General features: G+C 37.7%; 14 protein-coding genes. All 14 read left to right on the top strand.

The window, feature by feature from the left end; all coding sequences use genetic code 11:
- Positions 1-42: 42 nt before the first annotated feature.
- The 14 genes from ACFILT_RS05515 to ACFILT_RS05450 all read left to right on the top strand — a co-directional run bounded on the left by ACFILT_RS05515 (position 43) and on the right by ACFILT_RS05450 (position 14512).
- Positions 43-1983 carry a DNA polymerase III subunit gamma/tau gene (locus tag ACFILT_RS05515; RefSeq protein ID WP_375678507.1) on the top strand — a complete coding sequence of 647 codons (1941 nt, stop codon included), beginning with the start codon at positions 43-45 and terminating at the stop codon, positions 1981-1983.
- Positions 1984-1997: 14 nt separating this feature from the next.
- Positions 1998-2321 (top strand): YbaB/EbfC family nucleoid-associated protein, encoded by a 324-nt coding sequence (locus tag ACFILT_RS05510; RefSeq protein ID WP_375606797.1) that lies wholly within the window; start codon positions 1998-2000, stop codon positions 2319-2321.
- Between the two features lie 30 nt (positions 2322-2351).
- Positions 2352-2957: a recombination mediator RecR gene (gene recR / locus ACFILT_RS05505; protein ID WP_273790577.1), complete on the top strand. Its 606-nt coding sequence runs from the start codon at positions 2352-2354 to the stop codon at positions 2955-2957.
- A 68-nt stretch (positions 2958-3025) separates the two neighbouring features.
- Positions 3026-4054, top strand: a complete 1029-nt coding sequence (locus tag ACFILT_RS05500) for a YeiH family protein (RefSeq protein WP_375678508.1) — start codon at positions 3026-3028, stop codon at positions 4052-4054.
- Between the two features lie 735 nt (positions 4055-4789).
- Positions 4790-5476 (top strand): tRNA (adenosine(37)-N6)-threonylcarbamoyltransferase complex dimerization subunit type 1 TsaB, encoded by a 687-nt coding sequence (gene tsaB / locus ACFILT_RS05495; RefSeq protein ID WP_375679707.1) that lies wholly within the window; start codon positions 4790-4792, stop codon positions 5474-5476.
- On the top strand, positions 5476-5967 hold the full coding sequence (gene rimI, locus ACFILT_RS05490; RefSeq protein ID WP_375627639.1) for a ribosomal protein S18-alanine N-acetyltransferase: 492 nt from the start codon (positions 5476-5478) through the stop codon (positions 5965-5967). The genes tsaB and rimI overlap by 1 nt, the downstream gene beginning before the upstream one ends.
- A 31-nt stretch (positions 5968-5998) precedes the next feature.
- Positions 5999-7375: a tRNA (N6-isopentenyl adenosine(37)-C2)-methylthiotransferase MiaB gene (gene miaB / locus ACFILT_RS05485; RefSeq protein WP_375679705.1), complete on the top strand. Its 1377-nt coding sequence runs from the start codon at positions 5999-6001 to the stop codon at positions 7373-7375.
- 159 nt (positions 7376-7534) lie between these two features.
- Positions 7535-8659: a PhoH family protein gene (locus ACFILT_RS05480; RefSeq protein WP_375679721.1), complete on the top strand. Its 1125-nt coding sequence runs from the start codon at positions 7535-7537 to the stop codon at positions 8657-8659.
- On the top strand, positions 8656-9123 hold the full coding sequence (gene ybeY, locus ACFILT_RS05475; RefSeq protein ID WP_375678512.1) for an rRNA maturation RNase YbeY: 468 nt from the start codon (positions 8656-8658) through the stop codon (positions 9121-9123). The genes ACFILT_RS05480 and ybeY overlap by 4 nt, the downstream gene beginning before the upstream one ends.
- 107 nt (positions 9124-9230) lie before the next feature.
- Entirely contained in the window at positions 9231-10256 is a 1026-nt protein-coding gene (locus ACFILT_RS05470; RefSeq protein ID WP_375613314.1) for a hemolysin family protein, read from the top strand.
- Positions 10219-11853 carry an apolipoprotein N-acyltransferase gene (lnt, locus tag ACFILT_RS05465; RefSeq protein WP_375678513.1) on the top strand — a complete coding sequence of 545 codons (1635 nt, stop codon included), beginning with the start codon at positions 10219-10221 and terminating at the stop codon, positions 11851-11853. The genes ACFILT_RS05470 and lnt overlap by 38 nt, the downstream gene beginning before the upstream one ends.
- Before the next feature lie 148 nt (positions 11854-12001).
- Entirely contained in the window at positions 12002-12415 is a 414-nt protein-coding gene (locus ACFILT_RS05460) for a helix-turn-helix domain-containing protein (RefSeq protein ID WP_375611810.1), read from the top strand.
- Between the two features lie 130 nt (positions 12416-12545).
- The gene (gene metK / locus ACFILT_RS05455; protein ID WP_375613312.1) at positions 12546-13814 is read left to right on the top strand and encodes a methionine adenosyltransferase; all 1269 of its coding nucleotides are present in this window, start codon (positions 12546-12548) and stop codon (positions 13812-13814) included.
- Positions 13811-14512, top strand: coding sequence for a tRNA (guanine(46)-N(7))-methyltransferase TrmB (locus tag ACFILT_RS05450; RefSeq protein ID WP_375678514.1), 702 nt, complete (start codon positions 13811-13813; stop codon positions 14510-14512). The genes metK and ACFILT_RS05450 overlap by 4 nt, the downstream gene beginning before the upstream one ends.
- Positions 14513-14551 lie beyond the last annotated feature (39 nt).

Raw genomic sequence — 14551 nt, 5'->3', positions numbered from 1 at the left:
ATAAAAATGTACGCATAAAGAACTTCGAAGTTGGAAATACTCATGGAAAATTTACCGGTAGAAACAGCTTATCGTGTTCTTGCTCGTAAATATCGACCAAAAAACTTCTCTAACCTCATTGGTCAGGAAGCTATGGTGCGTACTCTCACCAACGCCTTTGAAAAAGGTCGTATTGCACAAGCGTGGATGTTAACAGGGATTCGTGGCGTAGGTAAAACCACAACAGCACGTATTTTGGCACGTGCGCTTAATTATAAAACAAAAGATATTGATCAACCAACAACCGTATTGGACACTCTTGGTGAACATTGCACACAAATTATCGAAGGACGCCATATTGATGTTATAGAAATGGATGCCGCTTCTCATACGGGCATTGATGATATTCGTGAAATTATTGAACAAATACGCTATCGTCCTGTTTCTGCACGCTATAAGGTTTATATTATCGATGAAGTACATATGCTCTCAACACAAGCCTTTAATGGTTTATTGAAAACTCTTGAAGAACCACCTTCCCATGTGAAATTTATTTTTGCCACAACAGAAATTCGCAAAGTTCCTATTACAATTCTTTCGCGTTGCCAACGTTTTGATTTACGACGTATTGAATCAAAAGCTTTGAGTGCACATTTGCGTCAAATTGCGAAATATGAAAAGGTAGAAGTAGAAGATCAAGCACTCTCTATGATTGCCCGTGCTGCAGAAGGATCTGCACGTGATGCATTATCCATTTTTGATCAAGCAATCGCCCATAGCAATGGCAATGTTAATGCTATTGCGGTGCGTACAATGTTAGGATTAGCGGATCAAGCACGTATTATTGATCTTTTTGAATTTATCATGAAGGGCGATGTTGTCAATGCGTTACATGAATTACGCAGTCAATATGAAGCAGGTGCTGATCCTCTTACTATATTGACAGAACTAGCCGATTTTAATCATCTGGTCACACGTTTACGTTTTACACCAGAAATAGTGGAAGATTTTTCTCTGACTGAAGAACAACGTTTAAGAAGTTTAGACTTTTCAAAAAAACTTTCCGTTCCTGTTTTATCCCGAAACTGGCAAATGTTACTCAAAGGTTTACAGGAAGTTAATCAAACTGCACGTCCTCTTCAAGCCGCTGAAATGCTTTTAATTCGTCTTGCTCACACGGCTGACTTACCAACTCTTGATGAGGCTTTAAAAAAGCTTACGCAAGAAAAAACGCCTCTCACACTGGTTAAAAACTCTTCTCATCAAGAATCTACAAATGCAAATAATATAACAAAAGAAACAATGGACGGAGCCCATGCTTCCTCGAGCATTTCAAATACATTAGCCGATCAATCAGATTTAAAAACATCTTTGAAAAACCAATTAGATCATTCCTTACAACCAGAAAATTTAGTTAAAAATCAAAACCATGACAAAATCAACGCCCAAGAAGTAACAGAAATTCTAGAAACTTCTCCATCTACTGATCTTTCTGAAAAGATTGTAAATTTATCGCATTCTGTCACGCAAACAACAGAAAAGATTACTGAGCCTAAAACTCTCGTGATTAATTCTTTGCACGATATTGTTCAATTAGCCGAACAGCATAATGACACTCCTTTCAAACTCCTTATTAAAGAATTTGTTCATCCTGTTTCTTTTGAAGCTGGGCATATTACCTTAAGACTTTCTGAAAATACCCCACAATTTCTTGCTCATGATATAGAAAAAAAGATATCTCAATGGACAGAAAAACGCTGGACAATAACTTTTGTTAATGAAGGAGGTGGCCCAACCTTACAGGAGGAAAGTATAGCGATTCAAAAGACTCTTTTTTCTAATGCAGAAACAGATCCTGATATCGCGAAAATCCTCAATCATTTCCCAGAAGCAAAAATTGTCGATATTCGACTCAATAAAGAAGAAAATGATCTTGATTTGCTCTCCAATACCTTTAAAAATGCTGATATTTTTAAAAATAAAAATGATATCAATGATGAATAAGGATACCTATTCCTATGCGTGAAATGATGAGCATGATGAAAAAAGCCAAAGAAATGCAAGAAAAAATGCAGAAGATTCAGGAGGAAATAGCTAATCTGCAAGCTGTGGGCACCGCAGGGGGTGGTCTCGTCAATATCACTTTAAATGGCAAAAATATTATAACAGCAATTCAAATTGATCCTTCATTACTCAAACCTGAGGAAGCTGAAATTCTTGAAGATCTCATTATGGCAGCTTATAATGAAGCAAGAACAAAAATCGAAGTCGCAATAGAAGAAAAAACCAAAAGTATGACGGCAGGGCTACCACTCCCATCAGGTTTCAAGCTTCCATTTTAATGAAACGGATTTTTTCCGTGGGACAAAAATATGTCTAAATACATTGCAGGACCTGAGATTGAACGTCTCATTCAGATTTTATCACGGTTACCAGGTCTTGGTCCACGTTCAGCACGTCGTGCTGCGCTTCATCTTATCAAAAAAAAAGAGACATTGCTGGAGCCTTTGGGAGCGGCTATACAAGCAGCTATAGAAAAAGTCGGCATTTGTTCTGTTTGTGGAAATGTCGATACCATTGATCCTTGTTCAATTTGTACAGATTTGCGCCGCGATGATACAACAATCATCGTTGTTGAGGATATTGCTGATCTGTGGGCTCTTGAACGCGCAAAAACTTTAGCCGCACGTTACCATGTGTTGGGTGGACGACTCTCCCCCTTAGATGGAATAGGTCCTGACGAACTCAACATTGCCACCTTAATACAGCGTGTTGTACAAAACCCTATTACGGAAATTATTCTTGCTGTCAATGCGACTGTCGAAGGTCAAACAACTGCTCACTATATCACCGATCAGCTTTCTAATTTTCCAGTTAAAATTACGCGACTTGCTCATGGTGTTCCTGTAGGAGGCGAGCTTGATTATCTTGATGATGGAACTTTAGCAGCAGCTGTACAAGCAAGAACAAATCTTTAAAAATTTCTTTCTCTTACCTGTTATCTCGCTTTATTTACTATCATTTCTTTTTATGGGGAAATATTAAAATGATCAAAAAACATCTCTCACTTTTAAACGACTTTGGTCCTGGTATTCTAGCATGTTTACTCATATCAGCCTTAGCTTATGGCTTAGAAGTTGTAGAAAAACAGCTTTTTGGACAAGCATGGCTTGAAAGCCTTGTTTTGGCAATTCTTTTAGGATCGATTATCCGTAGTTGTTTTCCTTTGCCAACATATTTTCAAAAAGGTATCACCTTTTCTGCAAAAACACTTCTCGAAATTGCTATCGTTCTTCTAGGAGCAAGCATTAGCATTAACGCAGTCCTTTCAGCTGGTTGGAATTTGCTTGCTAGTATCATATTCGTGATATTCGTAACGATTATCCTGAGCTTTGCCATCGGCCGACTTTTCGGGCTTTCTACACATTTGGCAATGCTGGTCGCTTGTGGGAATGCTATTTGTGGCAATTCAGCTATTGTTGCCGTTGCACCTGTCATAAAAGCAAAACATGACGATGTAGCCGCGTCAATTGCCTTCACTGCTCTTTTAGGAATTCTTATTATTTTATTTTTACCCTTTTTACATCCATCTCTGAATTTGTCATTTAGCCAATATGGTGTGCTTGCTGGCATGGTTGTTTATGCTGTACCACAGGTTTTAGCAGCAACAGCATCTGTCTCTTTTCTGAGTGTTCAAATTGCAACAATTGTCAAATTAGTACGGGTTCTCATGTTAGGCCCTGTTATTTTTACTCTATCAATCATTTATCGCCGATCAGCACAAACACGCTTGCGTTTACATACCCTCGTCCCATGGTTTATCATTGGCTTTATTATCATGATGCTTGTTCGCTCAAGTGGTCTTATCCCTGAAAAGGCTATCAATCCCATCAAATTTATTGCCCAGTTGTTTACTGTTATCTCAATGGCTGCACTAGGATTAGGTGTTGATATCCGATCACTAAAAAAAGCAGGATGGCGCGTCATTTTGGCTTCAACCTGCTCCATAATTATTCTCGGTATTTGTAGCCTTATTATGATACAATTGAATGATTTAAATCATATAACATTTTAAAATGTGCATTGATTATTATTTTTTCAACGTAGTATGCAATCAACCCAAAGTCCTCATTATTATTAAAATCAGTTCTTTCATAAACCAGAAAAAGTTCTAAAATATTGCTCATTATTCTATACAAAAAATTGAAAGAGCTGATATTTAAGTGAAAACTGTCAATTTTGCTTTTCAGTCCATAATGATTTGCAACGGGGTAGTATCAAAATACGTAACTCATACAAAACAATACCATTTCTTTCATCTGCTCTCATTACGCTAAGGTTTTTATACAAAGACTGATAAAATATATTCTTATTTGGAAAAAATGTGAGATCATGACTTTTCCTCTTTTAAATTACTTTTACTTACTATGTAATACAAGTGGCATCAACGTACTATTTGATAGCTTACAAGTTGTGACAACCCTTACATTTAAACGATTCGTGAAGGAGTTTTTATTCTTTTCTTCAACAGTTTTGATTCATACGCTAACTCCGCTTGTAATATACAAGCTAATAACTTTAATTGTTTCACCATAAGTAGACTTAAAATAAGAGAATCTTACAATACTCAAGGTACTCATTCAAAAAGTGATAAAAATAAGGATTAAATCAACATCTCGTTCTATCCCATAAAAAGATATTGTTGCTTATTGGCACTAGTAACTTTCTTACAAATGAAATATACGATAATGAAAAGATTAAAAATACAGCAGGACTTTTATTTATCGTTTTATTCAACTAAAATATTTTTATGCTTATCCTTGCTATAGATACTGCTTCAATTTATTGTGCTGTTGCGCTTATTCGTCATAAATCTGTTATTGCGCGTATCAATGAACGCATAAACAAAGGACATGCCGAAAAAATTATTGGGCAGATTACACAAATAATGACACAAGCCAATATGACGCTTGATCAAGTTGAGCGTATTGCTGTCAATATTGGACCTGGATCATTTACTGGTGTGCGTGTCGGTGTTGCAACAGCGCGCGCTTTGGCATTAGCACTTGAAATACCAGCTGTTGGAGTGAGTGCTCTTGAAGCGTTAGCAGCACAAGTCATAAACAGTAAAAGTACAGCATCGGCAATTACTGTTGTCATTGAAGCAGGGAGAGGGATGTTCTACCATCAAAATTTTCATAATGATCTCACACCTTTGGGAGCGCCGGGATTAAAAACAATTGAAAATATCCTCGAAGATTTGCCAAAAAAAACCCGACTGACTGGCCCAGCTGCTGATGTCGTTGTGGAGCATGTTAAAAACCATAAAATATACGAAAAAATTGTCCTAGAAAAAATCCCCTGCGAAGCGGCCGATATTGTAAACTATGCTTATCTTGCTGCAAACAAACAATCAAAAAATTCACCTCGCCCACTCTATCTACGCAGCGCTGATGCAAAACAACAAACCAATTTTGCTTTACCACAAAAAAAATAATGCCCAAATTTTCATTGACAAAAAAGAATTTTGGAATTGCTCCGCTACAAGTTAATGATAGTGCTTCTCTTCATCAAATTCATCAGCATTGTTTTACCCCTTCTTGGGAAAAACAAGCTTTTGATAATTTCTTAACAGATCACTCTATCTTCGGATACAAAGCTTTTCTCATTGATCACTCTGATCAAATTTTAGGCTTTTGCCTATGCCGTCTCATCCTTGATGAAGCAGAAATCATCACAATTGCTGTTCACCCTCATTATCGTCAAAAAGGAATTGGTACCTTTCTTATCGAAAGCACAGTTCACTATCTTCACGACAAGGGCGCCATAAAATTATTCTTGGAAGTAGAAGCCACAAATCTTTCTGCTTTGAACCTTTATCAACGCTTTGAATTTCAAAAAATTTCTGAACGTCTTGCCTATTACGCGTCAAAAAATGGTCGTGGTGATGCAATTATCATGCAAAAAACTTTTAAGCAAATAGATTGAGATTTGTGTAAAAAACATTTACACATGCGCCATGAATAAAGTAAATCCTAAAAATACGCCTCCTGTTGCTCCTAAAAAGGTTTTTATCAAAACCTATGGATGTCAAATGAATGTTTATGATAGCCAACGGATGACTGATAGCCTCAGTTCGCAAGGCTATGTGACAACACAAATTCCCAATGATGCCGATCTTATTCTTGTTAATACCTGTCATATTCGTGAAAAAGCAGCAGAAAAACTTTATTCTGATCTCGGTCGTTTGCGCGTTATGCGTCAAGAGCGCACACCTGATAAACCCCTTATGGTTGGTGTAACAGGTTGTGTTGCACAAGCTGAGGGAAGTGAAATCTTGCGCCGTGCTCCAACAGTGGATCTTGTTATTGGTCCGCAAATGTATCATCGCTTGCCAGAATTGTTAGAAAAAGCCAAACAAGGGAAAAAAATTATCGAAACAGACTATGCTGTTGAAGATAAATTTGCTCATTTGCCGCCCCATAATAAACATGCAGTAAGAAAACGAGGTGTTAGCGCATTTTTAACAGTACAGGAAGGTTGCGATAAATTTTGCACTTTTTGTGTTGTTCCTTACACACGCGGTGCTGAAATATCACGGTCTGTCGAGCAAATTACCGAGGAAGCCCTTCAACTCATCGAAGCGGGTGTCAAAGAAATTACGCTGCTTGGACAAAATGTCAATGGTTGGCATGGACAAAGTGCTGATGGCAAAATTTGGCGTCTTGGCGATCTTCTTTATCATCTCGCAAAACTCAATGGTTTAAAGCGTTTGCGTTACACAACCAGCCACCCACGTGATATGGATGATAGCCTTATTGCCGCGCATCGAGATCTTGATATGTTAATGCCTTACCTCCATCTTCCTGTTCAATCAGGTTCAGATCGCATCTTAAAAGCCATGAACCGACAACACAAAAGCTCTCATTATCTTCATCTTATCGAAAAAATTCGAACCGTACGGCCAGATATTGCCTTTTCAGGCGATTTTATTGTAGGGTTTCCAGGAGAAACAGATGAAGACTTTGAAGAAACCATTAAACTTATTCAACAAGTACAGTACAGTTCAGCTTATTCTTTTAAATATTCCCCCCGTCCTGGAACAGTGGGAGCCACAATGAAAAATCATGTTGATGAATCTGTAAAAGATGCCCGACTTCAACATTTACAAACCCTTCTCCTTGAGCAACAAAATGCGTTTTTGCGTTCTAAAATTGATCAGAAAACGAATGTTCTCATCGAAAAACCTGGACGTCACTCAGGGCAAATGGTAGGGCGTTCCCCTTGGCTTTTACCTGTTGTTGTCGATACAGAAGCCTCTACAGGTAGCGTGATAGAAATTCATATTAAAAATGCAAGCTCAAACAGTTTTGTTGGTGAAGTGACAAATAGATAAACATGCCTCTAATACCTTGTTCAAAAATAAATATTTTGGAAAACTCTTTTATTTTAAAAGCAAATGATTACATCTAAAGCGTGCACTTTTTGTAAAAATTGTCTTTTATAAAATTTACTTAACAAAATGTGCAACATTTATGTAGATATGGAGAATAAGCTGAAAGCTTCAACCGAAAAAATAAAGCGTATTAAAGAAAAAGTAAATACGTCCCTTGAAAAGGCTGATACCTTGAAACAAACAAGCGCTTCAGATGTGAGCCAAGTTGTTTTGATTTTCGAAAATAATAAATATGCAAAAGCAGTTTTTGGTAAATTTGACGAAAATCTCGCTTATATCGAAAAAAAACTCGAACTTAGTATTCATCCGCGTGGTAATGAAGTCTTAATCCGTGGAAATGTTTCTGTTATAAAACGTGCGCAATATGTATTGCAGCAGCTTTATGAACGTGCCAAAACACATCAAGAGCTCACTTTATCAGATATAAAAGGAGCGATTGCTATGGCAAATATACCAAAGAAGCAGAAAGAAGACACAATAACACACAAATCTGCAACGAAACGTATACCAGCTCGGTTGAGTACCCATAAAAAAATAATTCATGCAAGAACTCCAACACAAGACGCTTACATAAGTGCTATGGCGCATACTGAACTTGTGTTTGGTGTAGGACCAGCAGGAACAGGAAAAACATATCTTGCTGTTGCTCATGCTGCAATGCTTCTAGAACGTGGTATCATTGAGCGAATTATTCTCTCACGTCCAGCTGTTGAAGCTGGAGAACATCTTGGTTTTCTTCCCGGTGATCTCAAAGAAAAAGTCGACCCATATTTACGACCACTTTATGATGCTCTTTATGATATGATGCCCGCTGAAAAAATAGAACGCATTTTAGCCTCTGGTGTCATAGAAATTGCTCCTCTCGCCTTTATGCGCGGACGAACACTTGCCCATGCTGCTGTTATTCTTGATGAGGCACAAAATACTACCCCCATGCAAATGAAGATGTTCCTCACACGTCTTGGAGAAGGAACGCGTATGATCGTTACCGGTGACGTAAGCCAAATTGATTTGCCTACAGGGCAAAAATCAGGTCTCATTGAAGCAATTCGCATTCTTTCAAATGTAGAAAATATTGCAATTGTGCATTTTGATGAAAAAGATGTTGTACGCCATCCACTTGTTGCTGCTATTGTTCGTGCTTATGATCTTGATTCCGAAATACAAAATAAAAAAAAATCATTCGCATGCGATGCATTAAAAAATGAATTTGATTCATCATGATTATTATTGATATAATGATTAAAAGCGCAGGGTGGAATGATGAGAAAATGCTTTATAATATCACTGAAAAAGCATTAATGACAACTATGCATCATGTTTCATTGGCAAATGTTGTAAGCGAGATTAGCCTGCTTTTTACGGATGATGAACATATGGCACAAATCAATGCACAATGGCGCAACAAAAACAAATCTACTAATGTATTATCCTTTCCTGCTTTTCCACTTAAAGCTGGAAATCGACCTGGTCCCATGCTCGGTGATATCATTATTGCCCGAGAAACTGTTGTTTTCGAAGCAGAGAAAGAAGGAAAAACATTTCAAGACCATTTAACACATATGATTGTTCATGGTATCTTGCATCTGCTTGGTTATGACCATGAAACTGATGATGAAGCATATAAAATGGAAAAGCTCGAAAGAGAAATTCTTCAAAAGCTTTCCATAAAAGATCCTTACGCATAATTGTCTATCAATGATAAAATTTAACTTTTAAAATCAATATTACCAGCATACCATTTAAAGCCTCTTATTTATCTGTTATAAAAGAAAGTCTAGAAGATTTCAAAACCATGGCAAACAAAATAAATGCACAAAATAATAGTCAAGCATCTTCTAATAATGAAAAAGACCCCTCTCAACAGACGAATCATACAGAGAAATATTCCCTGATGAATCATTTATTTTCATTCTTACGGGGTCGTAATTGTGCATCTACGTCACTGCGCGATGATCTTACCGTTGCACTCACGACTAACAATGAAAAAGATACCGCCCTCTTCTCACCTGAAGAACGTACTATGCTGCATAACATTTTACGCTTACGTGAAGCACGCGTGGATGATGTTATGATACCTCGTTCTGAAATCGAAGCATTAGAAATAAACACCTCTCTTGGAGAAACCCTTAAATGTTTTGCAAAAATTGGTCATTCTCGTATCCCCGTTTATGCTGAAACTTTAGATGATCCGCGCGGCATGATCCATATCCGCGATATTCTTAACTACATCACTCGCTTTATTATCAACCCAACAAAAACCGAACAAAAATCCGATTTGCTTCAATTAAACCATACAGACTTGCATACTCCAATCGGTGAATTGGATTTGATCCGAACAGTTCTCTTTGTTCCCAGTTCTATGCTTGCAAGCAAATTATTAACACGGATGCAAACTACACGAACTCAAATGGCTTTAGTTATTGATGAACATGGAGGAACAGATGGTCTCGTTTCAATGGAAGATATTGTTGAGTTAGTCGTTGGGGATATCGAAGATGAACATGATAATGTCGACAATGCTATCGTACGTGAACCAAATAATAAATGGCTCGTTGATGCAAGAACTGAACTAGAAGATGTGGAGAAAGCTCTTGGTCCTGATTTTATCGTAGGGGAATATGGTGATGAAGTTGATACTATTGGTGGTTTGATCGTCTCAATTCTTGATCGCATTCCTGCTAAAGGTGAAATTGTCGAAGCTGTACCTGGCTATAGATTTCGTATTTTAGAAGCTGATAAACGCCGGATTAAACGATTGCGCATTTTTCGCATTCCCAAAAATGAGAATCTTGAGAACAATGCCATCCCTAAAGAATAGTCCAGCATTTTTAAACAATTTCATCGTTTTTTTGTTCTCTGTTACAGGCTGGAAGCGCCAAGCATGGATATTTCTGTGTGGTGCTCTTACTTCTTTTGCACTTCCACCCTTTTATTTAACACCTCTTTGCTTTTTAACTTTCCCTCTCTTTATTGTTTTACTTGACTCAATACGGGCCACCAAAAACAATAAAAAACATTTTTTTACTTACGCTTTAAGCTGTGGAACCTTTGGTTTTAGTTATTTTATTTGCGGCCTTTGGTGGCTATGCAATGCTTTGTTAACAGATCCAGATTCTTTTGGTTGGGCAGTCCCATTAGCCATTTTATTCCCTCCACTCTACCTTTCTCTTTATTGGTTTTTTTCTGGTTTCATTGTCGGTTTATTATGGACAAAAGGAATAGCACGCTTTTTTGTTTTAGCCTTTGCATTAGGATTATCCGAGTGGTTGCGTGCGTTTTTATTCACAGGATTTCCATGGAATTCTCTTGGCTATACAGCCATGCCAACCCCAATGTTCATGCAATCTGATGCAATCGTAGGACTTTACGGAATGAATATTCTTGCTGTCTTAGCCTACAGTTTGCCAACTGTTTTATTAACGGATGAAAAAAAGAAAGTGGCACTTTCTCTTTGTTTATCACTTATATTCATTCACTGTGGTTTTGGGTTTTATCGTCTTCATACTATAGAAAACACAACTGAAGATCAAAAAAGTGCTTATTGGGTGCGCATTGTTCAACCGTCCATCCAACAAAATATAAAATTGCGTGATAATACACGAGAATCTATGTTGGAAGCGCATATGAAGCTAAGTGCAACGCCAACAACCGATCAAAATTCAGAACCCGATTTTATCGTATGGCCTGAAGCTTCCGTTCCTTACCTTCTCTATGATAAATCATCTATCACAATGCGCATTGCCTCTCTTTTAAAACCTAAACAATGGGCTATTGTTGGAGCAATACGCGCCAGCAATGATCTACCTCATTCCCAAACACAATATTTTAATACAATTGCAGTCATTAATGCTCAAGGTAATATTTTAAATACTTCCGATAAACTTCATTTGGTTCCTTTTGGTGAGTATCTCCCTTATCAGAATTTATTGAAAAAAATTGGATTGCGTACCCTTGCTGATAATATTGGTGGATATAGTGCTGCAAGTGTGCGCAAAATTGTTACAATGCCAAACGGATTTTCTTATCTACCCTTAATTTGTTATGAAGCAATATTTCCCCATGAAATGACTTTTAAAGGCTCCCCGCCTCAAGCAATTATTAATATTACAAATGATGCATGGTTTGGTGTAACACCTGGACCCTATCAACATCTTCAACAAGCACAGCTTCGTGCCGTTGAACTGGGAATCCCCCTCATACGGGCAGCCAATAATGGCATATCAGCTGTTATTGATTCTTATGGACGAATCGTTGTAGCTCTTCGACAAAATGCTGTGGGCATTATTGATTCACAAGTTCCATCATCCATTACCCCTATAGGAAGCAATGAATACAGAACTTTCTCTACTTTTATCTTATTCATCCTTATGCTATTGTGTCGTATTGGTTTTGGTTTTACAAAACAGCTTAAATGATTCAAGTGCCCTTTGTACGGTATTGTGTTGCGTGTACCAGTGATATTGGGAAAAAATATTACATATTGTTTTAATTATATGATAAATCAACTGCGCATAAATATGATGTTGGTTTAGAAGAAAAATGCTGGAAATAAAGAGTTGCATTATGACCGAAACTAGAAAAAAACCTGACCCTATAGATATCTATGTTGGAACTCGTATCCGTTTACGTCGTAATATTTTAGGACTCACTCAAGAGAAACTAGGTGAAAAATTAGGAATTACTTTTCAGCAAATCCAAAAATATGAAAAAGGAACAAACCGTATTGGTGCCAGCCGTCTTCAAGCGATAGCGGAAATTATGGATGTTCCTGTTTCTTACTTTTTTGATAAAGGTATTACCTCCCAACAAGTAGAGGGTTTTGCTGAAAGTGAACACAATTTTATAGACTTTTGTTCTAGCAGCGAAGGGATTCAGCTCATGCGCGCTTTTACAAATATATCTGATGCTAAAGTGCGTCGAAAAATTATTGACTTGGCAAAAGCACTTTCTGAGGAAGATTTGACAAATAAGTTATAAATTAAAATTATATCTTTTCTCTTTTATTCATATACATTTGCATTGACTATTTGCTGTAGAATTAGCAAATGGTGACGACTTTAGTAAGCAATTGATTAAATCGTTGGTTTTCTTTTTTGAAGGAGTTCCTATGCCGCATCAAGATTATCTTTTTACGAGCGAATCGGTATCGGAAGGACATCCTGATAAAATTTGTGATCGTATTTCCGATGAAATCGTTGATATGATCTATAAAGAAGCTGAAAAGACTGGTACTGATCCATGGTTAGTACGCGTTGCCTGTGAAACTCTCGTCAGTGTCAACCGTGTTGTTATCGCTGGTGAAGTACGTGTTCCCGACACGCTATTAAAAAAAGATAAAAATAAAGAATTCATCTATGATGAAACTAGCTTTCCACTCATTAATCCTACACGTTTTCGTACAGCAGCGCGCCGTGCTATTCGTACCATTGGCTATGAACAAGCAGGCTTCCATTGGAAAACTGTTAAAATTGATGTTCTTTTGCGCCCACAATCAGCTGATATAGCAAGAGGGGTTGATAATGCTACGGATCGGCATGGTGAAGAAGGAGCGGGTGATCAAGGTATCATGTTTGGATATGCTTGCCGTGAAACACCTGATCTCATGCCTGCGCCAATTTATTATGCGCATAAAATTCTCAAACTTCTTGCCGCAGCTCGTCATAAAGGAGAGGGAGAAACTGGAAAATTAGGACCAGATGCTAAAAGCCAAATAACCATACGTTATAAAAATGGAAAACCGATAGAGGTCACATCCATTGTTCTTTCAACGCAGCACCTTGATGAAAGCTGGGATTCCAATAAAGTACGTACAGTGGTTGAACCTTACATTCGCCAAGCTTTACATGACATTCCCATTGCAGCTCAATGCAGTTGGTATATTAACCCAACAGGAAAATTTGTCATTGGAGGCCCTCAAAGCGATGCCGGATTAACGGGACGCAAAATTATTGTGGATACTTACGGAGGTGCAGCACCCCATGGAGGCGGTGCTTTTTCAGGAAAAGATACAACAAAAGTTGATCGTTCTGCTGCCTATGCGGCACGCTATCTGGCTAAGAATATTGTTGCTGCTCATTTAGCAGAGAGATGCACCATTCAACTCTCCTATGCAATTGGTATTGCACAACCTTTATCTATTTATCTTAATCTTCATGGAACAGGAAAAGTCGATGAAAAGGTTATTGAAGAAGCCATCCGCAAAATAATGGACCTTTCACCTACCGGCATTCGAAAACATCTTGACCTCAATAAACCTATTTATGCGAAAACAGCTGCCTATGGTCACTTTGGTCGTAAACCAAAACACGATGGTTCGTTTTCATGGGAAAAAACTGATCTCGTGAAAACGCTTCAAACAATGATCCAAATCCCATGATTAAACATAATATACGTAAGAGTGAAGCATTTTTTGGACGCAGACAAGGAAAACAACTTCGAGACAGTCAGCTTACACGTATACAAATGCTTCTCCCCAGTTTGAATATTGATTTAAATGTCCCTCCTCCCTTAAACCTTACATCCTTATTTTCAAGCAAAGTAAGAGAAATTCGACTTGAAATCGGTTTTGGTGGAGGTGAACATTTACTTCATGAAATGGAATATTTTCCAAAAACCGGTTTTATCGGCGTCGAGCCCTTTATCAATGGCATGGCAAAAATATTGTCGTCTCTTGAACAGCATCAAAACCATCAAAATCGTCTTCGCCTCTATAATGATGATGCTACACGCCTTCTTGATTGGCTCCCTGATAACTCGCTTGATGGAATAGACCTCTTCTATCCTGATCCTTGGCCGAAAAAAAAACACTGGAAACGACGCTTCATCAATATAAAAAATCTTAACCGTTTTGCTCGTGTTCTTAAAATAGGAAAATTTTTTCGCTTTGCTAGCGATATAGACAGTTATGTAAACTGGACTTTGTACCATTGTGCACAACATGATCACTTTGAATGGAAAGCAGAAAGCCCTCAAGACTGGAAACTCCCTTATCCACTATGGAGCGGAACCCGCTATGAAGCAAAAGCTTTACGCGAAGGACGAACGCCTGCCTATCTTACCTTTATCAAGAAATAAATGATCAAGCGCTTTTCTCATAAACAACTTGAAAAATTT

Origin of the sequence: Bartonella sp. AP7XZML (assembly GCF_042195745.1) — a bacterium.
Classification (GTDB): Bacteria; Pseudomonadota; Alphaproteobacteria; order Rhizobiales; family Rhizobiaceae; genus Bartonella.
Note: the sequence above shows the minus strand (reverse complement) of the source record. Positions and strands in the feature narration are given on the sequence as shown.